We start from the raw sequence: 21,637 nt of genomic DNA, 5'->3' as shown, positions 1-21,637 counted from the left end.
TGTCCCTCACGCAGGTGTGTGATCGCGAAAGGGGCTGGTGGTCGTGCCAGAGCTCGGGCCTTGGCGAGCCGCGGGACCTCGGACGAGGCGGATCGCGAGCGCCGTACGACCGCGACTCGCGAGTGCCGTGAGAACGGCGAAACCGCAGGTCATGCGTTTGATGTCCACGGTACGACCGCTACTCGCCGACCTCCCCCGTCCGCGTACCCTCAGCACCTTGCAGTACACCGCGGGCGCCGCCACCGCCGGCCTGGTGCTCGCCGCCGGCGTGGTGACCCTGGCCGGGCCGTGGGACGCCACCGGTCAGCGTACGGCCGAGCGGGACCGGGCGACCGCCCTGGAGCACGCACGTGGCGCAGATCACGGTCCGGGCCCGGCGGCGGGCGAGCCGCGGCCCGCGCCGAGCGCGCCGGCGGTCCTGGCGGGGCTGGGGGCCGCGAGCAGCCCCGTGGACACCAGGCAGGCCCCGGCGGGCGGCGGTACGGCCCTGGCGGACGCCCTGGGGCCCCTCCTGGACTCGCCGGCGCTCGGCGAGGGGCACACGGCGGTGGTGGTCGACGCGGCCACGGGCAGGCGGCTGTACGGCGTCGAGCCCGACAAGGGGCTCACGCCCGCCTCCACGACCAAGCTCGCGACCGCCGCCGCCGCCCTGGACGCGCTCGGCCCCGACCACCGCTTCACCACCCGGGCCGCGCTCCGGGGCGGCACCCGTGAACTCGTCCTGGTCGGCGGCGGCGACCCCACGCTCACGGCGCACGCCGAGGCCGACGGCTGGGCGAGCCTGCGGACGCTGGCCACGAGGACGGCGCGGGCGCTGCGGGCGCGCGGCATCCACAAGGTCACACTGTCGTACGACGCGACGCTCTACGCCGGCCCCGCGCTGCACCCCATCGGCGTCAACGACAACCTGGCGCCGGTCAGCGCCCTCACCACCGACGAGGGGCGCACCGACGACTCCACCAGCGGGCCCGCGCCCCGGGTCGCCGATCCCGCCGAGGACGCGGCGCGGAAGTTCGCGGGCTTCCTGAAGGACGCCGGCATCGGCACCACCCCGCCCGGTCCGGCCAGGGCGACCGGCCGCGCCGAGACCCTCGCGACCGTCTCCTCGCCGCCGCTGTCCGCGCTCGTCGAACGCATGCTGACCAACAGCGACAACGACATCGCCGAGGCCCTCGCCCGGCAGACCGCCCTCGCGAGCGGGCGGCCCGCCGGCTTCGACGGCGGTGCCAGAGCGATCGCCGCGCAGCTCGGGAAGCTGGGTCTGCCGCTGGCCGGCACGTCCTTCCACGACGGCAGCGGCCTCGACCGTGCCGACCGCCTCACCGCCGACCTCCTCACCGCGATCCTGGTCAAGGCCGGCACCCCCGACCACCCCGGCCTCCGCCCGATCCTCACCGGCCTCCCCATCGCCCACTTCACCGGCACCCTGACCACCCGCTACGCCGACGGCGCGGCCGGCCTGGTGCACGCCAAGACCGGCACCCTGACCGGCGTCAACACCCTGGCCGGCACCGTCGTGGACCAGGACGGCCGCCTGCTGGCCTTCGCCTTCCTGGCCTCGGGCACGACGGACCCGATGGCCGCGCAGTCGGCACTGGACAGGACGGCGACGGCACTGGCGGCGTGCGGCTGCGGCTGACGGCGTCCGGCTCCCACCGCCCGACCCCACGCCACGGCCTGCCCCAAGTGGTGACGCTCACGTACCGTTGACGCATGACAGGCTTCGGAGGCACCGCATCCCCCGGGATGGTCGACTGGAACCTCGCGGTGGCGACCGCGACACGGCTCGTACGGCCCGGCCCCGACGTCACCCGCGACGAGGCCCGGTCCGTCGTCGCGGAGCTGCGCCGGCACGCGAAGGCCTCGGAGGAGCACGTCCGCGGCTTCACCCGGCTGGAGACCGAGCGGAGCCACGACACCCCCGTCCTGGTCGTCGACCGCCCCGGCTGGGCCCGGGCCAACGTCGCCGGGTTCCGGGAGATCCTCAAACCGCTCCTGGACAAGATGCAGGAACGCCGCGGCGCCACCCCCGGCAGCGCCGTGCTCGGCGCCGTCGGCGGCAAGGTCACCGGCGTGGAGCTGGGCATGCTGCTGTCGTTCCTCTCCTCCCGCGTCCTCGGCCAGTACGAGACCTTCGCCCCCTCCACCCGCGACCTGCCGGCCGGGGCGAACGGCGGCGGCCGCCTCCTCCTCGTCGCGCCCAACATCGTCCACGTGGAGCGCGAACTCGACGTGGAACCGCACGACTTCCGCCTGTGGGTGTGCCTGCACGAGGAGACCCACCGCACGCAGTTCACGGCCGTGCCCTGGCTGCGTGACCACCTGGAGGGCGAAATCCAGTCGTTCCTCGCGGAGACGGACGTCGATCCCATGACCTTCCTGGAGCGCGTGCGGGAAGCCGCCCAGTCGCTCGCCGGGGGCCGCCCCGAGGCCGAGGAGGACGACGGCGGCCGGTCCTTCGTGGATCTGGTGCAGACCCCCGCCCAGCGTGAGATCCTCGGCCGCCTCACCGCCGTGATGTCCCTGCTGGAGGGCCACGCCGACTACGTGATGGACGGCGTCGGCCCCAGCGTCGTACCGTCTGTGGCCGAGATCCGGGAGAAGTTCCAGCAGCGCCGCGCCAAGGGCGCCTCCCGGCTCGACCACGCGCTGCGCAAACTGCTCGGTCTGGATGCCAAACTCAGGCAGTACCGGGACGGCGAACGCTTCGTCCGGGCCGTCGTCGGCCAGGTCGGCGTCGGCGGCTTCAACCGCGTGTGGACCTCGCCCAACACCCTGCCCACCAAGGCGGAGATCTCCAAACCGGCGGACTGGGTCGCGCGGGTGCACCGCAAGGCGGAGTCGTGAAACGCACGCCCGGGTCGTGAATCGAATCCGGCCGACGACAGTCGAACGCCCCTCCAATCACCCGTCCGAGGGACCGTGAGCCATGCGTAGGCGTGCAATGCTCGGGGAACGGCCTGCTTCTGTCACCATTTACACACTCTGAGTGACCGAGTCGGGCTCACCCCCGGAAACTTCATGAAGGGAGCCGGACATGGGTCCCCATCCTGCGGTCGCGGCGATACGCCTGGCGGTTCGCCGCGTCCTCCACGACATCCTGAACACCCTCCCGACCTCCGGCGAGCGCCCTGACCGGCCGGCCGAGCGGCTCCCCTCCCCGCTCGGGTCCACCCTCGTGTCCGCGCCCGCGAGCCCCCTGGTGCTCGTCGCGTGCTCCGGCGGCGCCGACTCCATGGCCCTCGCCTCCGCCCTCGCCTTCGAAGCCCCCCGGCTCGGCCTGCGCGCCGGCGGCGTCACCGTCGACCACGGACTCCAGCCCGGCTCGGACCTGCGCGCGGCCGAGGTCGCCCTGCGGATGCGCGGCCTCGGCCTCGACCCCGTCGAGTCCGTCTCCGTCGACGTCGGCCGCGACGGCGGCCCCGAGGCCGCCGCCCGCGACGCCCGCTATGCCGCCCTGGACGCCGCGCTCGAACGCCACGGCGCCGCCGCGATCCTGCTCGGCCACACCCGCGACGACCAGGCCGAGACCGTCCTGCTGGGCCTCGCCCGCGGCTCCGGCATCCGCTCCCTGTCCGGAATGGCCGCGGTCTCGGGGGCCGGCGGCCGTTACCGGCGCCCCTTCCTCCAGCTCGACCGGCAGACCGCCCGCAAGGCCTGCATGGTCCAGTCCCTGCCCGTCTGGGACGATCCTCACAACACCGACCCCGCCTACACCCGCTCCCGGCTGCGCCACGAGGGCCTGCCCGCCCTGGAGAAGGCCCTCGGCAAGGGGGTCGTCGAGGCGCTCGCCCGTACCGCCCAGCTGTCCCGCGACGACGCCGACGCCCTCGACTCCTGGGCCAGCCAGGCCGAGGCGTCCGTACGCGACGCCGCGGGACTCCTGGAGTGCGCCAAGCTCTACGCCCTGCCGCCCGCCGTGCGCCGCCGGATCCTGCGCCGGGCCGCCATCGCGGCCGGCGCTCCGGCCGGCTCCCTGTTCGCCCGCCACATCGAGGAAGTCGACCGCCTGATCACCGGCTGGCGCGGCCAGGGAGCCATCAATCTCCCGGGCCGGGTCGTCGCTCAGCGGCAGGGTGGCAGACTGGTGATTCGGCAAGGCTGAATCCCGACGGCCCGGAGCGAGTCTCCTCCGGCCGCCCGGGCCGGCCGGAGGCCGTGATTGCGGCCGTAAGTGCGGGACGACCGAAAGTGATGCGGGTGGACGCGAAAGACATGGGTGCCGACCTTGAGAAGGTGCTCATCACCAAGGAAGAGATCGACGCCAAGCTGGCCGAGCTGGCGGCGAAGATCGACGCGGAGTACGCGGGCAAGGACCTGCTGATCGTCGGTGTCCTCAAGGGCGCGGTGATGGTCATGGCCGACCTCGCACGGGCGCTGTCCACCCCGGTCACCATGGACTGGATGGCCGTGTCCTCGTACGGCGCGGGCACCCAGTCCTCCGGCGTCGTGCGCATCCTCAAGGACCTCGACACCGACATCAAGGGCCGGGACGTCCTGATCGTCGAGGACATCATCGACTCCGGCCTGACCCTGTCCTGGCTGATCAACAACCTCGGCTCGCGCGAGCCCGCCTCTCTCAAGGTGTGCACGCTGCTGCGCAAGCCCGACGCCGCCAAGGTCGCCATCGACGTGGAATGGGTCGGCTTCGACATCCCGAACGAGTTCGTCGTCGGTTACGGCCTGGACTACGCCGAGAAGTACCGCAACCTGCCGTTCGTCGGTACGCTCGCGCCGCACGTCTACGGCGGCTGAAACCGCACCGGGCACGCGGGCTGCGCCAGTCGGCCCAAGACCGGTGAGGCGATCGGGAACCCCGGCGGGTCCCGTGCCGTTGAAGCATGCAGAGACGGGTTCCCAGCCGTCGAAACGGCTTAGCGCGGCTTCGGGCGCCGAGGCTGGGGTACCGTCGGAAGAACTGTCTTATCAAACTCACTATGGCAGGAGGGACGGGGCGGCACCGCTCCGTATGGATGGACGTGAAGCGATACTTCCGTGGGCCGGTCATGTGGATCGTGCTGGCCGTCCTTGCCGTGGTCGTGTTGATGCAGGTCGTCGGCTCGTCCGGCGGCTACAAGTCGGTGGACACCGGCCAGGTCGTCGCGGCGATCAATGACAACAGGGTCCAGTCGGCCAAGCTGACCACCGGCGACGAGCAGACCGTCAAGGTCACGCTCAAGGACGGTCAGAAGGTCCAGGGCAGCTCCAAGATCCAGGCGAGCTACATCGGCGACCAGGGTGTGCAGCTCGCCAACAACCTGCAGACCAAGTACCAGGAGAAGCAGATCCCGGACGGCTACACCGTGTCGCCGTCCAAGCAGAACCCGTTCGTCGGTGTCCTGCTCTCCCTCCTGCCCTTCGTCCTGATCGTCGTCGTCTTCCTGTTCCTGATGAACCAGATGCAGGGCGGCGGTTCCCGGGTGATGAACTTCGGGAAGTCCAAGGCCAAGCTCATCACCAAGGACACCCCGAAGACGACCTTCTCCGACGTCGCCGGCTGCGACGAGGCCGTCGAGGAGCTCCACGAGATCAAGGAGTTCCTCCAGGAGCCGGCCAAGTTCCAGGCCGTCGGCGCCAAGATCCCCAAGGGCGTGCTGCTCTACGGCCGCCCGGGTACCGGTAAGACCCTGCTCGCGCGCGCCGTCGCCGGCGAGGCGGGCGTCCCCTTCTACTCGATCTCCGGTTCCGACTTCGTCGAGATGTTCGTCGGTGTCGGTGCCTCCCGCGTCCGGGACCTGTTCGAGCAGGCCAAGGCCAACGCCCCGGCGATCGTCTTCGTCGACGAGATCGACGCGGTCGGCCGCCACCGCGGCGCCGGCCTCGGCGGTGGTCACGACGAGCGTGAGCAGACCCTCAACCAGCTGCTGGTCGAGATGGACGGCTTCGACGTCAAGGGCGGCGTGATCCTGATCGCCGCGACCAACCGGCCCGACATCCTGGACCCGGCGCTGCTGCGCCCCGGCCGCTTCGACCGCCAGATCGCCGTCGACCCGCCGGACCTGCAGGGCCGCCTGGAGATCCTCAAGGTCCACCAGAAGGGCAAGCCGGTCGCGCCCGACGTCGACCTGGCCGCCGTCGCCCGCCGTACTCCCGGCATGACCGGCGCCGACCTGGCCAACGTGCTCAACGAGGCGGCGCTGCTCACTGCCCGCAGCGACCAGAAGCTGATCGACAACAAGGCGCTGGACGAGGCGATCGACCGCGTGGTCGCGGGCCCGCAGAAGCGGACCCGGATCATGTCGGACAAGGAGAAGAAGATCACCGCGTACCACGAGGGCGGTCACGCCCTGGTCGCGGCGGCCTCGCCGAACTCCGACCCGGTCCACAAGATCACCATCCTGTCCCGCGGCCGCGCCCTCGGCTACACGATGGTCCTGCCGGACGAGGACAAGTACTCGACCACGCGCAACGAGATGCTCGACCAGCTCGCCTACATGCTGGGCGGCCGCGCGGCCGAGGAACTGGTCTTCCACGACCCGACCACGGGTGCCGCCAACGACATCGAGAAGGCCACCAACCTGGCCCGCGCGATGGTCACCCAGTACGGCATGACCGAGCGGCTCGGCGCCATCAAGTTCGGCGGCGACAACAGCGAGCCCTTCCTCGGCCGTGAGATGGCGCACCAGCGCGACTACTCGGAAGAGGTCGCCGCGCTGGTGGACGAAGAGGTCAAGAAGCTCATCGAGACCGCGCACAACGAGGCCTGGGAGATCCTGGTCGAGAACCGCGACGTGCTCGACCACCTGGTGCTCCAGCTGCTGGAGAAGGAGACGCTCGGCAAGGAGCAGATCGCCGAGATCTTCGCCCCGATCGTCAAGCGCCCGCCGCGGCCCGCCTGGACCGGTTCCTCGCGCCGCACCCCGTCCACCCGCCCGCCGGTGCTCTCCCCCAAGGAGCTGGCGCTGACCAACGGTGCGAACGGCTCGACAGCCGCGATCAGCACGGTCAAGTCCACCGCCGGCGAGTCCGCCCCCGTGACGGACCAGACCCCGGAAGAGCGCCCGGAGAGCTGACCGCCCGGCGGCCGCTTTCCGGCCACTGAGGCCCGGAATGAACGCCGTGCCCCCCAGGTTCTAGCCTGGGGGGCGCGGCATTTTCCGTATGCACGCACGTGGGACGACAGGAACGAGGCACCAGATGACCGACCCGGTGACGCTGGACGGCGAGCGCCCCGTCGGCGAGTTCGACGAGAAGCGCGCCGAGAACGCCGTGCGCGAGCTGCTGATCGCCATCGGTGAGGATCCCGACCGCGAGGGGCTGCGCGAGACGCCGGCCCGGGTGGCGCGGGCCTACCAGGAGATCTTCGCCGGGTTGTGGCAGAAGCCCGAGGACGTGCTGACCACGACGTTCGACCTGGGCCACGACGAGATGGTCCTGGTCAAGGACATCGAGGTGTACTCGACCTGTGAGCACCATCTGGTGCCGTTCCGGGGTGTCGCCCACGTCGGCTACATCCCGTCGGTCTCCGGGAAGATCACCGGCCTGTCCAAGCTGGCCCGTCTGGTGGACGTCTACGCCCGCCGGCCGCAGGTGCAAGAGCGGCTCACCACGCAGATCGCGGACTCCCTGATGGAGATCCTGGAGCCGCGGGGCGTCATCGTGGTGGTCGAGTGCGAGCACATGTGCATGTCGATGCGCGGCATCCGCAAGCCGGGGGCCAAGACCATAACGTCCGCGGTGCGCGGTCAGCTGCGGGACGCGGCGACCCGCAACGAGGCCATGAGCCTGATCATGGCGCGCTGAGCCGCCACCGAGGCTCGGCCGGGACCGGCGGTCAGGCCGCCGGTTCCGTGCCCTGGTGGTGGTTCTGGTCGTCGTCCTCGGGGAGCTTGCAGACGCGCTCCAGGAAGAGGGCGGCCGCTATCACGCCGATGCCCGCGAGGACGGAGAAACCGGCGTAGAAGGCCTGGTCGCGGCGCGTCGGGAGGTCGAGGAGCTCCAGCAGGAACACGCCCGTGCCGCCGTACATGCCCGCGACGAGGGCGGCGACCAGGGCGCTGGCCTGGGCGAAGACGACCGCGCGGGCGGCCATCAGGGGGTCGACACCCTTCGCGCCGGGGCGCCGCTCGCGCTGGGCCTTGAAGCGGGCGCGCAGCGAGAGTGCCGTGGCCAGCAGGACCACGGCGATCAGGGCGAGCACGACGGGCGCGGCCAGGGGGACGCTCGGAAGGGTCCCGATCGAGTTCCAGAGGCGGGCGCCCGCCCAGGACAGGATGCCCGCCACGACGAACACGCCGGCCAGCACCCTGATGCGCAGCTCTCTCACGGTGTCCCTTCAGTTCCCCCGGACCGGGCCCCGGATGATGCCCGGATGTGCGACTGCCGGGTAGTCGTTGACCTTAACGACTACTCGGGCAGTCGGAGTTCCAGGTCCGCGCGCGGTTCGACGCCCTCGCGGGTGACGGCGGCGAGCAGCTCGGCCACGGCGCCGCGGCCGGGCAGCTGGGCCGCCGGGTCCACGTCGTGCCAGGGCGCGAGCACGAAGGCGCGCTCGTGGGCGCGCGGGTGGGGCAGGGTCAGCTGCGGGTCGTCGGAGACGACGTCGGCGTAGGCGACGACGTCCACGTCCAGGGTGCGCGGGCCCCAGCGCTCGTCACGGACGCGGTTGAAGGCCTCCTCGATGGCGTGCCCGCGCTCCAGCAGGGAGGAGGGCGGCAGGGTGGTCTTCAGGGCCACGACCGCGTTGAAGTACGACGGCTGGCTGCCGGGCTCGACGCCCCAGGGCTCCGTCTCGTAGACCGGCGACACGGCCTTCACGCGGACGCCGGGCGTGTCCTCCAGCGCGTCCACGGCGCCCTGGAGGGTCTCCAGGCGGTTGCCGAGGTTGGAACCGAGGGAGATCACGGCCCACTTGGGGTTCTGCAGGGTGGTGTCCGCCGCGTCCACCCGCTCGACGACCGAGGCGGGTACCGGCTGGACGGTCGGGTCACTGTGACCCTGGACGAAAGGTCGGGTCATACTCGGCTCCGGGTGATGGTGACGGTCACGTCGTCGAAGGGGACGGTGATCGGGGCGTCCGGCTTGTGCACGCAGACCTCGACCTCCTGGACCCCTCCGTGTTTCAGGCAGGTCTGGGCGATCCGCTCGGCGAGCGTCTCGATGAGGTTCACCGGCTCGCCCTCGACCACTGCCACGACCTCCTCGGCCACGATGCCGTAGTGGACGGTCTTCGACAGGTCGTCGTCGGCCGCGGCCGTCCGGATGTCCAGGCCCAGGACGAGGTCCACGAGGAAGGTCTGGCCCTCCTCGCGCTCCCTGGGGAACACGCCGTGGTGCCCGCGAGCCCTCAGGCCGCGCAGCGCGACACGATCCACGCGAATCACTCCTGCAATCGTCGGGAACGACCGGCCGTACCGCGTGCGAGCGACACACCGGTCGCACACGAATCTACCTGCGGGCACCGACAAAGCCGGGCCCCAGGGGCGTGGGCCCGGCCGGCGCCCGCAGCGTTCACCGGCCGTTTTCCCCGGTGAACCCGGCCCCGTCATGGGTTGGTAGCCCGTCATACCCGGGGGGAGGTGATTCCAACCACTTCCGGGAACCGCCGGGGCGCCCGCCCTTTACCTACCCGCTCAGGCGAGGGGGCCGTCGTCCGGATTCAGCCCGTTCGCGCCGTCGTCGCCTTCGTCCTCGTCGTCGGTCTCCGCCAGCACCGGGGAGGCGTGGTGCGACCAGAGTTTCCAGCCCTGCGGTGTGCGCCGGAACACATTGGTGGCGACGACGAGCTGGCCGACCAGCGGCCCGAGTTCGTCGCCCTCCGCCGGGGCGGGGCCGCCGCTGAGGATGTTCTCGGTGCAGGTCACGAGCGCGGTGTCGCCGGTGACGGAGACATGGACGTCGGTGAGGAAGAACTGGATGTAGTCGGTGTTCGCCATGATCAGGGCGTACGACCTGAGGACCTCGCCGCGTCCGGTGAGCACCGGCCAGCCCGGGTGGACGCAGGAGACCACGCCGGTGTCGGCGGGGTCGTGGTACTCCTCGTCGACGCCCAGGTCGGCGGGGGTGAGCCAGAGGGCCGAGACCTCCTCGAAGTCGCCGCGTTCCAGCGCCTCGTAGAAGGCGGTGTTGGCGGCCTCCACCTGTTCCACATCGGTGTGCGGGGCGCTCACCGGGCTCCGTCCGTCGTACGGGCCTCTTCCACCGCGCGCGCGACCCGTACGGCGTCCGCCGTGGCGCGCACCTCGTGGACGCGCACGGCCCAGGCGCCCGCCTGCGCCGCGAGCGCGGAGACGGCGGCGGTGGCGGCGTCGCGCTCCCGGGCGGGCGGGGGCGCGCCCTCGGGGCCGGCGAGGACGCGGCCGAGGAACCGCTTGCGGGAGGCGGCCACCAGCAGGGGGTGGCCGAGGGCGTGCAGCCGGTCCAGGTGGGCGAGGAGGGCGAGGTCGTGCTCGGCCTCCTTGGAGAAGCCGAGGCCGGGGTCGACCACGATCCGGTCGGGCGCGATGCCGCCGGCCAGGACGGCGTCCACCCGGGCGCGCAGCTCGTCCACGACTTCGCCGACGACGTCGTCGTAAACGCCCTGGACGGCGGCGCCCTCCAGGAGGCCGCGCCAGTGCATGACGACGAAGGGGGCGCCGGCGTCGGCGACGACCGGGATCATCTCGGGGTCGACGAGGCCGCCGCTGACGTCGTTGACGAGGGCCGCGCCGGCCGCGAGGGACCGGGCCGCGACGGAGGCGCGCATGGTGTCGACGGAGACGACGACGCCCTCGGAGGCGAGGCCGCGCACGACGGGGATGACCCGGCGCAGTTCCTCGGCCTCGTCCACCCGGGTGGCGCCCGGGCGGGTGGACTCACCGCCCACGTCCACCAGGTCGGCGCCCTCGGCGACCAGGTCGAGGCCGTGCTTGACGGCCGCGGTGGTGTCGAACCAGCGGCCGCCGTCGGAGAAGGAATCGGGGGTGACGTTCACGACCCCCATGACCGCGCACCGGTCCCATGCCGGAAGGCCCGCCACTCGGCCGCGCCCGCTGTGGTTGTTCATACGTTCAGCGTAGGCCCCGGACGGCGCCGCCACGGCTCGCGGGCCCGCGGCGCCGCCGGGACGGGCGATCACGCCGCGCGGGCGTCCCGTTCGGTCACCGTGTGGGCGCACGCGCGGGCGGCGACCGCGCGGCGGCGGCGCAGGAAGCGGGGGAGCGGCAGGGCCAGGGTGACGAAGCCCTCGGCCTGCATGGTGGCGAAGCCGATGCGGGGCAGGTCGCTCGTGGCGCGGTAGACGATGAAGCGCGGCTCCCAGCGCGGCTGGAACTTGGCGTTGAACTTGTACAGCGACTCGATCTGGAACCAGCGCGAGAGGAACACCAGCAGTCCGCGCCAGGCGCGCAGCACCGGGCCCGCGCCGATCTTCTCGCCGCGCGCGAGGGCGGAGCGGAACATGGCGAAGTTCAGCGAGACGCGGCTGATGCCGAACTTGGGGGCGGCCTGGAGGGCGGCCACGATCAGCAGTTCGTTCATGCCGGGGTCGGCGCTGCGGTCGCGGCGCATCAGGTCCAGCGAGGCGCCGTCCTCGCCCCAGGGCACGAAGTGCAGGATCGCCTTCAGGTCGCCGTACTCGCCGGGTTCGTCGTCGGCCTTGTGCGCGGTGGCTATGAGGCAGTCGCCGTCGGCCGGGTCGCCGATGCGGCCGAGCGCCATGGAGAAGCCGCGCTCGGTGTCGGTGCCGCGCCAGTCCTCCGCGGCCCGCCTGATGCGGTCGAGTTCCGTCTCGCCGAGGTCATGGATGCGCCGTACCCGGGTTTCGTAACCGGCCCGTTCGATGCGCTTGACCATTTGCCGGACGTTGCGCATGGAGCGTCCGGCGAGCGAGAAATCCGCCACGTCCACCACCGCCTCGTCGCCCAGTTCCAGGGCGTCCAGGCCGGTCTCGCGGGTCCACACCTCGCCGCCAGTCTCCGAGCAGCCCACGACCGCGGGCGTCCACGAGTGCGCCTTGGCCTCGTCCATGAAGCGCTCGATGGCACCCGGCCAGGCCTCGACGTCGCCGATGGGGTCGCCGCTGGCGAGCATCACGCCGGAGATGACGCGGTAGGTGACCGCGGCCTTGCCGCTGGGCGAGAAGACGACCGCCTTGTCGCGGCGCAGCGCGAAGTGGCCGAGGGAGTCGCGGCGGCCGTGCTTGGCCAGCAGCGCCCGCAGTTTCGCCTCGTCGTCCTCGGTGAGGTGGGCGGCCGGGTGCTCGGGGCGGAAGGCCAGGTAGATCGTGGTGACGGCGGTGAGCCAGCCGAGCGCGCCCAGCGAGAAGGCGACGGTCCAGGAGGTGGCGCCCTGGTAGTCGACCGGGCCCTCGAAGCCGAACAGGCCGTAGACGACGTGGGTGAGCCGGTCGGCCAGGCTCGGGTCGCCGAGCGTGCGGTGCGGGTGGACGCTGACGATGACCAGCCCGAGGACCAGCGAACCCGCGCTCATCAGCACGAAGTTGGCGAGGGCCCGCCAGCGGCTGCGCGGGTCCGGCAGGGCGGCGAACTCACGGCGGTGCCACACCAGCGGCACCAGCAGGACGACCGCGAGCAGCACCCCGATCAGCGAGTGCCGGTAGAGCAGTTGAGCCACCGCGCCGGCCGGCAGGAGCGCGACCGCGGCCCGCCACGCCCGGCGCTTGCGCCGCCTGAGCCCGTGCGCCAGCAGGAGCAGCAGCACGCCCGCGCTGAGCGAGAGCGCCGCCGCGAAGGGCCCGAAGGACCCGGGCAGCACCTCGGCGATGGCGTGCATACGGCTGTGCCTGAACCGCGGGAAGACCCCGGCGGCAATGTCCAGGAGGCCGACGAGCGCGACCGCCCTGCCGACCAGACCGGGGACGGCCTCGGGGCGCGGGCCGCGCAGTATGCGCCGCGCCCGGCTTGATCGGCCCGGAACCCCGCCCGACATTTCCCCATCTATCCTGACAGACATCGCATCCCGTAGTTCTGCGAGAGACCTTGAACCCGGGCCCGATCGGGCATCCGGTGACATTGCGCCCTCTAGGACGGTGTCTCGGGGAGAGAGGTTCACTCCCCACCGGAAAGTCGGGTCAAAGGCCGAGGAACGCCCCGGGCAACCCCGCGCGACGAAGCGTGGCGAGCAACGGGCCGAGAGCGCAGGCAGGAACAGTCCATGGGTCTCACGAGCAACAAGGTCCTGATGCTGGCGGTGGTGTTCGCCGTGGCGCTGTTCGCGGGCACGGTGTGGCTGTGGCCGCGGCTCGCCCGGCAGAACTGGCGGGCCGTCGGCGGGCGGGTCGGCCTGCTGCTGGCCACCCAGGTCGCCGTGTTCGCCTCGGTGGGGCTCGCCGCCAACCAGGCCTTCGGCTTCTACGCCACCTGGGCCGACCTGTTCGGGCAGGAGAACGGCGAGGGCGTGGTCGTCGACCACATAGCGGACGGCGCCGGCGATCCGATCCGGGTGGTGTCCACCTCGCGGGTCGCCGGGGTGAGCAGCGGGGTGCCGCGGGTGGCCGGGCAGATCCAGAAGGTCGACATCCTGGGCCGGACGACGCGGATCGCCGCGCCGGCGTTCGTGTACCTGCCGCCGGAGTACTTCCAGGACCGCACCCGCAAGTTCCCGGTCTCCGTCGTGCTGACCGGCTACCCCGGCACCGCGCAGGCGCTGGTGGACAAGCTGCACTACCCGAGCACGGCCCAGCAGCTCGCCAAGGGCGGCAAGATGCAGCCGATGATCCTGGTGATGCTGCGCCCGGCCGTGGCGCCGCCGCGGGACACCGAGTGCGTGGACGTGCCCGGGGGCCCGAAGACCGAGACGTTCTTCGCCAAGGACCTGCGCGACGCGGTGAAGGCTCGTTACCGCGTCGACGCCACGCCCGCGAGCTGGGGCATCATCGGCGACTCGACCGGCGGGTACTGCGCCCTGAAGATCGCCATGCACCACCCGAGGTCGTACGGCGCCGCCGTGGGCCTGTCGCCGTACTACAAGGCGCCGATCGACGCGACCACCGGGGACCTGTTCCACGGCGACAAGAACCTGCGCAATCGTGCCAACCTCTTCTGGGTGCTCAAGCACCAGTCGGCCCCGGAAACGTCACTACTGGTCACCAGCAGCAAAATCGGTGAGCACAACTACAAGGACACGCTTCGGTTCATCAAGAATGTGCAGGACACGAACGTGACCAGGATTTCTTCGATCATCCTCCCGAGCGGTGGGCACAACTTCAACACCTGGCGCCGTGAGATCCCGGCGGCGTTGCAGTGGCTCAGCGCCCGGTTGGTCTCCCACTGAGGACCCCGATCCTGACACCCTGTGAGGCGCGCGGTATGGCCGTGTTTTTGCGGGGTGGGGGTCCATCATTCGCCTACGCGCGGTAAGTTTCTGGCCATGCCACGTGGACGCCACCGCCATTCCCCGCCTCTGCACCGGCTGTTGCCCCCCTCCGCGATCGCCGGCGTCTCCGTCGTGTGCGCGCTGGGTCCCTGGGTGTTCTCCGAGGCCGCGGTGTTGCGCGTGCTGGCCGGGGCCGCTGCGGCGACCGCGCTCGCCGGTGCGTTCGTGATGCGCCGCTGGGACATCCACGCGGGCAAACAGGTCGCCGACCTCGCCCGCGCGCGAGCCAGTGACGAGTGGCGCTTCGAGGAACGGGTCGCCGAGCTGGAGACAGACCTGGAGGAGTCGCGCGAACTGCGCGTCAAGCTGGAGCAGCGGCTGCGCGCCAAACGCGCCGAACTGGCCGGCCTGCGCAACGAGCACGCTGCCCTGCTGCGCCGGTACGCCACCGCGGAGACCGAGCGCGCCAGCGCCCTGGAGGGGCGCCGCCTGCTGGAGATCGAGTCCGTCGCGCCCGCGCTGCCGCCTGCCGCGACGCGCCCGTCGCCCTCGCTGCCGTCCCGGGCGGCCTCGCCCTCGCTGCCGTCCCGGGGGGCCTCGCCCGCGCTGCCGCCGGCACGGACCGCCGCCGAGGAGACGCCCCGAAAGGCGTACGACGTCTTCTCGGCCGAGGGCGCCAAGCTGTACGGGCAGGCGCTGCGGGCGCTCGCCGCGTTCGAGCGGGATTCGGCCGCCGCTGCCGCCGGGCCGGAGACGGCGGGGGAGAACGGTGCCGGTGCCAAAGGGGACGGCGCCGAGGGTGACATAGCCGGGCGGAGCGGGGCGGAGACGGCGGAGGCCGGAGCCGCGCCGGAGGCCGGAGTCGAGCCGACGGCCGGGGACGAGGCGAAGGCTGAGCACGCGCCGAAGGCTGAGCACGGGGCGGGCGTCGAGGGCGCTTCGGGTGCCGAGGGCGCCTCGCGTGGCGAAGGCGTCGAGGCCGTCGAGGACGCGCGGGACGGCGAAGAGGCGCAGGACCGGCCGCTGACGGCCGACGGACACGCGACGGCGGCCGAGCCCGCCTCACCGGAGACCGCCGAGGCCCCGGGGGCTCCCGAAGCCCCCGAAACCTCCATGGCTTCCGAGGCCCCCGCGGCCTCCGAGTCCCCCGTGGGCCCGCCCCGCGCCGGGCACTTCACCGTGCCGACCGCCGTGGCCGTCGTACCGGCCGCGCCCGCGCGGCGTCCGGTCACCAAGGGTGGTTTCGACTTCTTCGGCACGCAGAAGGCGGCGCCGAAGGCCGCGCTGGACTCCGTGCAGAACGAGGACCTGGCCGATGTCGTCGGCCAGGAGGCGCTGGCCGTGCACAAGGCCGAGGCGGAGGCGGAGTTCAAGCCCGCCGACGACAAGGCGCGCGGTGTCGGCCAGGTCATCGACCTGACGGCGCACGACGAGACCGAGGTGATCGACCTCCAGGGGCTGCGCAGCGCGGCCTCCTGACGCCGGCACGTCGCCCGCGGGGCCCGGCCTCCCCCAGGGGATGCTGTTGGTAACCAACAGCATCCCCTGGGGGAGCCGGGCCTTCTCGCGTCCCGGCATGGGGGAAACTGGGGGCATGAGTCCTACGACGCAGACCACGGTCGGGATCGGTGGTGCCGCGGAAAGCACCGACATGGTGCTCAACATCGGACCCCAGCACCCGTCCACGCACGGCGTGCTGCGGCTCAGGCTGGTGCTGGACGGGGAGCGCATCGTGCACGCCGAGCCGGTCATCGGCTATATGCACCGCGGCGCCGAGAAACTCTTCGAGGCGCGGGACTACCGGCAGATCATCATGCTGGCCAACCGCCACGACTGGCTGTCGGCGTTCTCGAACGAGCTGGGCGTGGTCCTCGCCGTGGAGCGGATGCTCGGCATGGAGGTGCCCGAGCGCGCGGTGTGGACGCGCACACTGCTCGCCGAGCTGAACCGGGTGCTCAACCACCTGATGTTCCTCGGCTCCTACCCGCTGGAACTGGGCGGGATCACGCCGGTGTTCTACGCGTTCCGCGAGCGCGAGGTGCTGCAGAACGTGATGGAGGAGGTCTCCGGCGGGCGCATGCACTACATGTTCAACCGCGTCGGCGGCCTCAAGGAGGACCTGCCGGCCGGGTGGGCGAGCCGTGCGCGGGCCGCCGTCGCCGCCGTGCGCTCGCGCATGGACGTCTTCGACGACCTGGTGCTCGGCAACGAGATCTTCCGGGGGCGCACGCGCGGGGTCGGCGCGCTCGCTCCCGAGGCGGTGCACGCGTACGGCGTGAGCGGGCCCATCGCGCGCGGCTCGGGCGTCGACTTCGACCTGCGCCGCGACGAGCCGTACCTGGCCTACGGCGAGCTCCAGGACACGCTGAGGGTCGTCACGCGGAGCGAGGGCGACTGCCTCGCCCGCTTCGAGGTGCTCCTGGAGCAGACGCACAACGCGCTGGACCTCGCGGACGCCTGCCTGGACCGGCTCGCCGAGCTGGCGCCCGGACCGATCAACCAGCGCCTGCCGAAGGTGCTGAAGGCGCCCGAGGGCCACACGTACGCCTGGACCGAGAACCCGCTCGGCATCAACGGCTACTACCTGGTCAGCAAGGGCGAGAAGACCCCGTACCGGCTCAAGCTGCGCTCGGCGTCGTACAACAACATCCAGGCGCTCACCGAACTGCTGCCCGGGACGCTGGTGGCGGACATGGTGGCCATCCTGGGCTCGATGTTCTTCGTGGTCGGCGACATCGACAAGTAGGCCGCGACCGCGACAAGTAGGCCGCGACCGCGACAAGTAGGCCGCGACCGCGACAAGTAGGCCGCGACCGCGACAAGCAGGGCGCGATCGCGACAAGCAGGCCGCGGTCTCGACCGGTGGGCCCGGCTCAGGCCGGAGTGTCCGCGCTTCCCAGCGGGTCCGCGATTCCGGTCGGCCGGAGCAGCCAGCCGAAGTCGCCGAGGCCGCCGGGAGCGGTGAGTTCGGCGGCTTCCCCGGCGCTCGCGAGGGCGCGCACATAGGCGGCGGGGTCGGTGGAGGCGAGCGCGAGCGGGGGGCGTGCGCCGGTGATGCCCAGGGCGTGGAGGGCGGCGCGCTGGGTGAGGAGGCGCACCGGGGCCGGCCCTGCCGCCGCGCAGGCGTCCAGGGCGACATGGGCCGTGATGTCGCAGGTCCCGTCCGGTACGGGGGTCGTCTCGCGGCCCGCGCGGAAGCCCGTGAGGGTGCCGAACGGGGGGCGCGTGCCAGCGGTGTGGGCGTAGTCCACGGCCACCGCGAGCCCGCGCACCACCCGGCGCGCGGCGGCCGCCCACGCCCGGTCGCGGGGCAGCCCGATCTCCGCTCGCAGCCCCTCCTCGGCCCGCAGCGGCCACCAGCGCGCCAGCCAGTCCGCGTCCGCGCCGGTCACCGGTCCGCCGAGCCGCTCGGTCCCGTCGTCGCCGACGAGCACGTACCGGGGCACGCCCGAGGAGTCCGCCTCGGCCACGTCCACGGGCACGTTGTCCAGCCACTCGTTGGCGAACAGCAGCCCGGTGACCGCCTCCGGGGGCTCACCGAGCCAGGCGACGCGCGCGTCCATGTCCGCGGGGCGGCCGGCGATCTCGACGGCGTACGGCCGTACGCGCGCCGCCACCTCGTCCGGCAGGGCGTCGAGCACACCGGTGACCAGCTCGCCCCGCCCGGCCGCCATGTCCACGAAGTCCAGCGTCCCGGGCCGTCCCAGCGCCGCGTCGACCCGGCACAGCAGCTCCGCCACGGCCCGCGCGAACAGCGGCGAGGCGTGCACGGACGTACGGAAGTGCCCGGCGGGCCCCTCGGGGCGCCGGTAGAAGCCGCAGGGGCCGTACAGGGCCTCCTCGGCCGCCGCCCGCCAGCCCCGCGGACAGCCCCGCGGGCCCGCGCCCTCCGGTGTGCCCGGTCCCTGCCCGCGCCTCTCCTGCGTCACCGCACCAGACTAGGCGCACAGATGATCAACTCCTCCACCTTGGGGAGTACGTCCGCCGAGCCCGGATCGGTCCTCCGGTTGACCCGTGCGGGCATTCCGTTTCCCTACTCTGGGTTACGTGCAGCGCCTCTACGACTTCCTCCGCCGTCACCCGACCGGGGTCGACTCCCTCTGGGCCGTCGTCCTGTTCGGGCTGTCGGTCATCAGCGAGGTCAACCTGCACGGGAAACCCGCGCACACGGGGCCGATCGGGGCGGGGATCGCCGTCTCCGCCGTCCTGTGTGTCGTCGTCGCGCTGCGCCGCCGGTTCCCGGAGCAGATGCTGCTGCTCGCGCTCGCCACCGGCCTGTCCCAGCTGGTGCTGGACGTCCAGACGACCGTCGCCGACTTCGCCCTCCTGGTGATCGCCTACACGGTCGCCACGATGGGCGCGCGCTGGGCCTCCCGGCTCGCCCTCCTCGCCAGTTTCTGTGCCGCGATCATGGCGCAGCTGCGCTGGCCGGCCGAGCACGCCAGTTTCCCCGGGAAGATCGCCATCGTGGTCTTCCAGACCGTGCCGTTCACGCTGGCCTGGGTGCTCGGCGACTCCATGCGCACCCGGCGCGCCTACTTCGCCCAGCTGGAGGAGCGCGCGGCCCGCCTGGAGAAGGAGCGCGAGGCGCAGTCGAAGGTCGCGGTCGCCGCCGAGCGCGCCCGGATCGCCCGCGAACTGCACGACGTCGTCGCGCACAACGTGTCCGTGATGGTCGTCCAGGCCGACGGCGCCGCCTACGTCCTGGACGCCGCCCCCGACCAGGCCAAGAAGGCCCTGGAGACGATCTCCTCGACCGGCCGGCAGGCGCTCGCCGAGATGCGCCGCCTGCTGGGCGTGCTGCGCACCGGGGAGCACCAGGAGGGCGGGGAGTACGTCCCGCAGCCCGACGTCGAGCAGATCGACGAGCTGATCGAGCAGTGCCGCGCCTCGGGCCTGCCCGTCGACTTCAAGGTGGAGGGCACCCCGCGCCCGCTGCCCAGCGGGGTCGAGCTGACCGCGTACCGGATCGTGCAGGAGGCGCTGACCAACACCCGCAAGCATGGCGGCCCGAACGCGGGTGCGAGCGTCCGCCTGGTCTACTTCGACGACGGGCTCGGCCTGCTCGTGGAGGACGACGGCAAGGGCGCCCCCCAGGAGCTGTACGAGGAGGGCGGCGCGGACGGCCGGGGGCACGGCCTGATCGGCATGCGGGAGCGCGTCGGCATGGTCGGCGGCACCCTGGACGCCGGCCCGCGTCCCGGCGGAGGGTTCCGTATCAGCGTCCTGCTGCCGCTCAAACCGGCGCACTGAGTCACCGACCGATGGAAGAGGGACCCCGATGACGATCCGCGTGATGCTCGTCGACGACCAGGTGCTGCTGCGCACCGGGTTCGGGATGGTGCTCGCCGCCCAGCCGGACATGGAGGTCGTCGCCGAGGCGGGTGACGGCGTCGAGGCCCTGGAGGCGTTGCGCTCGACCGCGGTCGACGTCGTCCTGATGGACGTCCGCATGCCCAAGCTCGACGGTGTGGAGGCCACCCGGCGGATCTGCGCGCAGCCCGACCCGCCCAAGGTGCTGATCCTGACCACGTTCGACCTGGACGAGTACGCCTTCTCCGGGCTGAAGGCGGGCGCCTCCGGGTTCATGCTCAAGGACGTGCCGCCGGGCGAGCTGCTGGCCGCCATCCGCGCCGTGCACAGCGGTGACGCGGTGGTGGCGCCCTCCACCACGCGGCGGCTGCTGGACAGGTTCGCGCCGATGCTGCCCTCGGGCGCCCGGGAGCCCCGGCACAAGGAGCTGGAGCGGCTCACCGAGCGGGAGCGCGAGGTGATGGTGCTGGTCGCGCAGGGGCTGTCCAACGGCGAGATCGCGGCGCGGCTCGTGCTGTCCGAGGCGACCGTGAAGACCCATGTGGGCCGCATCCTGACCAAGCTGGGGCTGCGGGACCGGGTGCAGGTGGTGGTGCTGGCCTACGAGACCGGGCTGGTGCGGGCGGGCGGCCGCGGCCTGGGGTGACGGCACGGGTGGTGCCCTTCGGGGAGCGGGCCGCACCGGCGCGCCCGGCTGCGTCACCGTCCGCGCGCTCCGCCGGGACGTCACCCGGTGACTCCCCGGCGACCCGCCGACGGCGCCCCGGGCCCGCCCTCCCCGGGGCACCGCCCCCTGCTCACCCCCGGTCCGGCAACCGCCCCACGAAGTCCCGTACGGCCGCCCGCACGTCCTCCGCCGTCCACTCCAGCCCGGGTTCGCGCACCGAGACCTCCGTCCAGGCCAGACCCGGGCCGAAGTCGCCGGACCAGTGGCCGGGGAAGAGGGCCACCGAGGTCTCCTCGGCCTGGCGCAGCGCCGCCTCGGCCACCGCCTCGGGCGGATACGGCAGCCAGACCTGGAACTCGTGCGTGTGCGGCACCTCGGGGTGGACCCGCGCCCACGCGAGCCCCGCCTCGGCGAACCCCTCGCGCAGCGCGGCGGCGACCACGCGCGCGTGGCGGACGTACGCGGGCAGCCGGGGCAGCGCGCGCTCCAGGCCGATCAGCGCGGACAGCGCGGTCGGGAACTGCTGGAAGACCTGCCCGCCGTACCGGTGCCGCCAGGTGCGCGCCTCCTCGACCAGCGTCCGCGGCCCGGCGAGCGCGGCGCCGCCGAGGCCGTCGAGGGACTTGTAGAACGACACGTAGACGCTGTCGGCCAGGCCCGCGATCTCCTCCAGGGGGCGCCCGAAGTGCTCGGCGCACTCCCACAGGCGCGCGCCGTCGAAGTGCACCACCGCCTCGCGCTCCCGCGCCGCCTCCACCGCCTCCGTCAGCTCCTCCCAGGTGGGCAGCACGAACCCGGCGTCCCGCAGCGGCAGTTCGAGCATCAGCGCGCCGAAGGGCTCCCCGACCTCGCGTATCTCCGCCGCCGTCGGCTGACGGGGTCCGCTGCCGACGTGCACCGGGCGCAGCCCGCTGACCTGGCTGAGGGCGTCGCGCTCGTGCACCTCGGGATGGGACATGGGGTGCAGGGCGACCGCGGGGTCGCCGGTGCGGCCCGCCCAGCAGCGCAGCGCCACCTGCTGGGCCATGGTGCCGGTCGGGAAGAACGCGGCGGCCTCCATGCCGAGCAGCGCGGCGACCCTCTCCTCCAGGGCGGCGACGATCCGGTTGCCGTAGATGTCGGCGGATTCGTCCAGGTCGTACACCCCGGAGCCCGCCTCCGCCAGGTACGCGAGGCGTTCGCCGATCGAGTCGCCCGCCCCCGCGCGGTTCAGCCCGCGCGCCCCCCGTCGTCGTACCGCCGCCCACCGCTCCGTGGCCGTAGGTCCCGTGTCCTGCCCAGCTGTATCGGTCATGCCCGGGATCATGCCGCGCCGGAACCGCCCGGGGCACCGGTATATCCGCGCGCGGCCGCGTGGGGAAACCCACAGCCTGTGGACAACCGGTCGGCGGAAGCCCGAGATAG

Annotated in this window: 19 protein-coding genes; 11 read left to right on the top strand and 8 right to left on the bottom strand. The window is 72.6% G+C overall.

All coding sequences use genetic code 11. The features are described 5' to 3' along the window. Window positions 1–37: 37 nt before the first annotated feature. The 6 genes from dacB (at window position 38) to folE (ending at window position 7,743) form a co-directional block, all read left to right on the top strand. Window positions 38–1,639, top strand: coding sequence for a D-alanyl-D-alanine carboxypeptidase/D-alanyl-D-alanine endopeptidase (gene dacB, locus ACWDD7_RS28170; RefSeq protein ID WP_450459476.1), 1,602 nt, complete (start codon window positions 38–40; stop codon window positions 1,637–1,639). Window positions 1,640–1,713: 74 nt separating this feature from the next. Next, window positions 1,714–2,847 (top strand): zinc-dependent metalloprotease, encoded by a 1,134-nt coding sequence (locus ACWDD7_RS28165; RefSeq protein ID WP_450459475.1) that lies wholly within the window; start codon window positions 1,714–1,716, stop codon window positions 2,845–2,847. A 190-nt stretch (window positions 2,848–3,037) separates the two neighbouring features. Then, a complete protein-coding gene (gene tilS / locus ACWDD7_RS28160) occupies window positions 3,038–4,105 on the top strand; it encodes a tRNA lysidine(34) synthetase TilS (RefSeq protein WP_450459474.1) in 1,068 nt (355 codons plus the stop codon). Window positions 4,106–4,194: 89 nt separating this feature from the next. After that, window positions 4,195–4,755: a hypoxanthine phosphoribosyltransferase gene (gene hpt, locus ACWDD7_RS28155; RefSeq protein ID WP_037660361.1), complete on the top strand. Its 561-nt coding sequence runs from the start codon at window positions 4,195–4,197 to the stop codon at window positions 4,753–4,755. A gap of 218 nt (window positions 4,756–4,973) precedes the next feature. Beyond that, the gene (gene ftsH / locus ACWDD7_RS28150; protein WP_351876876.1) at window positions 4,974–7,013 is read left to right on the top strand and encodes an ATP-dependent zinc metalloprotease FtsH; all 2,040 of its coding nucleotides are present in this window, start codon (window positions 4,974–4,976) and stop codon (window positions 7,011–7,013) included. 124 nt (window positions 7,014–7,137) lie between these two features. Beyond that, the gene (folE, locus tag ACWDD7_RS28145; RefSeq protein WP_450459473.1) at window positions 7,138–7,743 is read left to right on the top strand and encodes a GTP cyclohydrolase I FolE; all 606 of its coding nucleotides are present in this window, start codon (window positions 7,138–7,140) and stop codon (window positions 7,741–7,743) included. A gap of 31 nt (window positions 7,744–7,774) precedes the next feature. Here the strand turns inward: folE and ACWDD7_RS28140 are convergent, their stop codons facing one another. The 6 genes from ACWDD7_RS28140 to ACWDD7_RS28115 all read right to left on the bottom strand — a co-directional run bounded on the left by ACWDD7_RS28140 (window position 7,775) and on the right by ACWDD7_RS28115 (window position 12,867). Then, a complete protein-coding gene (locus ACWDD7_RS28140) occupies window positions 7,775–8,266 on the bottom strand; it encodes a DUF3180 domain-containing protein (RefSeq protein ID WP_351876877.1) in 492 nt (163 codons plus the stop codon). A gap of 80 nt (window positions 8,267–8,346) precedes the next feature. Next, window positions 8,347–8,958, bottom strand: a complete 612-nt coding sequence (folK, locus tag ACWDD7_RS28135) for a 2-amino-4-hydroxy-6-hydroxymethyldihydropteridine diphosphokinase (protein ID WP_450459472.1) — start codon at window positions 8,956–8,958, stop codon at window positions 8,347–8,349. Further along, window positions 8,955–9,314, bottom strand: a complete 360-nt coding sequence (folB, locus tag ACWDD7_RS28130; RefSeq protein ID WP_450459471.1) for a dihydroneopterin aldolase — start codon at window positions 9,312–9,314, stop codon at window positions 8,955–8,957. Before folB ends, folK begins: the two co-directional genes overlap by 4 nt. 258 nt (window positions 9,315–9,572) lie before the next feature. After that, window positions 9,573–10,109: a nuclear transport factor 2 family protein gene (locus ACWDD7_RS28125; RefSeq protein ID WP_450459470.1), complete on the bottom strand. Its 537-nt coding sequence runs from the start codon at window positions 10,107–10,109 to the stop codon at window positions 9,573–9,575. After that, the gene (folP, locus tag ACWDD7_RS28120; protein ID WP_450459469.1) at window positions 10,106–10,984 is read right to left on the bottom strand and encodes a dihydropteroate synthase; all 879 of its coding nucleotides are present in this window, start codon (window positions 10,982–10,984) and stop codon (window positions 10,106–10,108) included. Before folP ends, ACWDD7_RS28125 begins: the two co-directional genes overlap by 4 nt. A 68-nt stretch (window positions 10,985–11,052) precedes the next feature. After that, a complete protein-coding gene (locus ACWDD7_RS28115; RefSeq protein ID WP_351874035.1) occupies window positions 11,053–12,867 on the bottom strand; it encodes a phosphatidylglycerol lysyltransferase domain-containing protein in 1,815 nt (604 codons plus the stop codon). 225 nt (window positions 12,868–13,092) lie between these two features. Here ACWDD7_RS28115 and ACWDD7_RS28110 point away from each other — a divergent pair, with 225 nt between their 5' ends. The 3 genes from ACWDD7_RS28110 to ACWDD7_RS28100 all read left to right on the top strand — a co-directional run bounded on the left by ACWDD7_RS28110 (window position 13,093) and on the right by ACWDD7_RS28100 (window position 16,999). After that, window positions 13,093–14,211: an alpha/beta hydrolase gene (locus ACWDD7_RS28110; protein WP_351874038.1), complete on the top strand. Its 1,119-nt coding sequence runs from the start codon at window positions 13,093–13,095 to the stop codon at window positions 14,209–14,211. 96 nt (window positions 14,212–14,307) lie between these two features. After that, window positions 14,308–15,732 carry a hypothetical protein gene (locus ACWDD7_RS28105; RefSeq protein WP_450459468.1) on the top strand — a complete coding sequence of 475 codons (1,425 nt, stop codon included), beginning with the start codon at window positions 14,308–14,310 and terminating at the stop codon, window positions 15,730–15,732. A 115-nt stretch (window positions 15,733–15,847) separates the two neighbouring features. Further along, window positions 15,848–16,999: an NADH-quinone oxidoreductase subunit D gene (locus tag ACWDD7_RS28100; RefSeq protein WP_392213712.1), complete on the top strand. Its 1,152-nt coding sequence runs from the start codon at window positions 15,848–15,850 to the stop codon at window positions 16,997–16,999. Window positions 17,000–17,126: 127 nt separating this feature from the next. Here ACWDD7_RS28100 and ACWDD7_RS28095 read toward each other — a convergent pair whose 3' ends face one another. Continuing rightward, window positions 17,127–18,182 carry an SAM-dependent methyltransferase gene (locus ACWDD7_RS28095; protein WP_450459467.1) on the bottom strand — a complete coding sequence of 352 codons (1,056 nt, stop codon included), beginning with the start codon at window positions 18,180–18,182 and terminating at the stop codon, window positions 17,127–17,129. A 118-nt stretch (window positions 18,183–18,300) separates the two neighbouring features. Between ACWDD7_RS28095 and ACWDD7_RS28090 the strand changes: the two genes are divergently transcribed. After that, window positions 18,301–19,506 (top strand): sensor histidine kinase, encoded by a 1,206-nt coding sequence (locus tag ACWDD7_RS28090; RefSeq protein WP_351874045.1) that lies wholly within the window; start codon window positions 18,301–18,303, stop codon window positions 19,504–19,506. 28 nt (window positions 19,507–19,534) lie between these two features. Further along, window positions 19,535–20,212: a response regulator transcription factor gene (locus tag ACWDD7_RS28085; protein ID WP_351874047.1), complete on the top strand. Its 678-nt coding sequence runs from the start codon at window positions 19,535–19,537 to the stop codon at window positions 20,210–20,212. Between the two features lie 151 nt (window positions 20,213–20,363). Here the strand turns inward: ACWDD7_RS28085 and ACWDD7_RS28080 are convergent, their stop codons facing one another. Then, window positions 20,364–21,527, bottom strand: coding sequence for a threonine aldolase family protein (locus ACWDD7_RS28080; RefSeq protein WP_450459466.1), 1,164 nt, complete (start codon window positions 21,525–21,527; stop codon window positions 20,364–20,366). Window positions 21,528–21,637 lie beyond the last annotated feature (110 nt).

This window comes from Streptomyces sp. NPDC001056, from assembly GCF_053598955.1.
Note: the sequence above shows the minus strand (reverse complement) of the source record. Positions and strands in the feature narration are given on the sequence as shown.

Excerpts from the sequence above, each read along its gene's own strand:
- ACWDD7_RS28165 (WP_450459475.1), top strand. The coding sequence starts at position 1,714 with ATGACAGGCTTCGGAGGCACCGCATCCCCCGGGATGGTCGACTGGAAC.
- tilS (WP_450459474.1), top strand. The coding sequence starts at position 3,038 with ATGGGTCCCCATCCTGCGGTCGCGGCGATACGCCTGGCGGTTCGCCGC.
- hpt (WP_037660361.1), top strand. The coding sequence starts at position 4,195 with ATGCGGGTGGACGCGAAAGACATGGGTGCCGACCTTGAGAAGGTGCTC.
- ftsH (WP_351876876.1), top strand. The coding sequence starts at position 4,974 with ATGGACGTGAAGCGATACTTCCGTGGGCCGGTCATGTGGATCGTGCTG.
- folE (WP_450459473.1), top strand. The coding sequence starts at position 7,138 with ATGACCGACCCGGTGACGCTGGACGGCGAGCGCCCCGTCGGCGAGTTC.
- folK (WP_450459472.1), bottom strand. The coding sequence starts at position 8,958 with ATGACCCGACCTTTCGTCCAGGGTCACAGTGACCCGACCGTCCAGCCG.
- folP (WP_450459469.1), bottom strand. The coding sequence starts at position 10,984 with ATGAACAACCACAGCGGGCGCGGCCGAGTGGCGGGCCTTCCGGCATGG.
- ACWDD7_RS28115 (WP_351874035.1), bottom strand. The coding sequence starts at position 12,867 with ATGTCGGGCGGGGTTCCGGGCCGATCAAGCCGGGCGCGGCGCATACTG.
- ACWDD7_RS28110 (WP_351874038.1), top strand. The coding sequence starts at position 13,093 with ATGGGTCTCACGAGCAACAAGGTCCTGATGCTGGCGGTGGTGTTCGCC.
- ACWDD7_RS28105 (WP_450459468.1), top strand. The coding sequence starts at position 14,308 with ATGCCACGTGGACGCCACCGCCATTCCCCGCCTCTGCACCGGCTGTTG.
- ACWDD7_RS28100 (WP_392213712.1), top strand. The coding sequence starts at position 15,848 with ATGAGTCCTACGACGCAGACCACGGTCGGGATCGGTGGTGCCGCGGAA.
- ACWDD7_RS28085 (WP_351874047.1), top strand. The coding sequence starts at position 19,535 with ATGACGATCCGCGTGATGCTCGTCGACGACCAGGTGCTGCTGCGCACC.
- ACWDD7_RS28080 (WP_450459466.1), bottom strand. The coding sequence starts at position 21,527 with ATGACCGATACAGCTGGGCAGGACACGGGACCTACGGCCACGGAGCGG.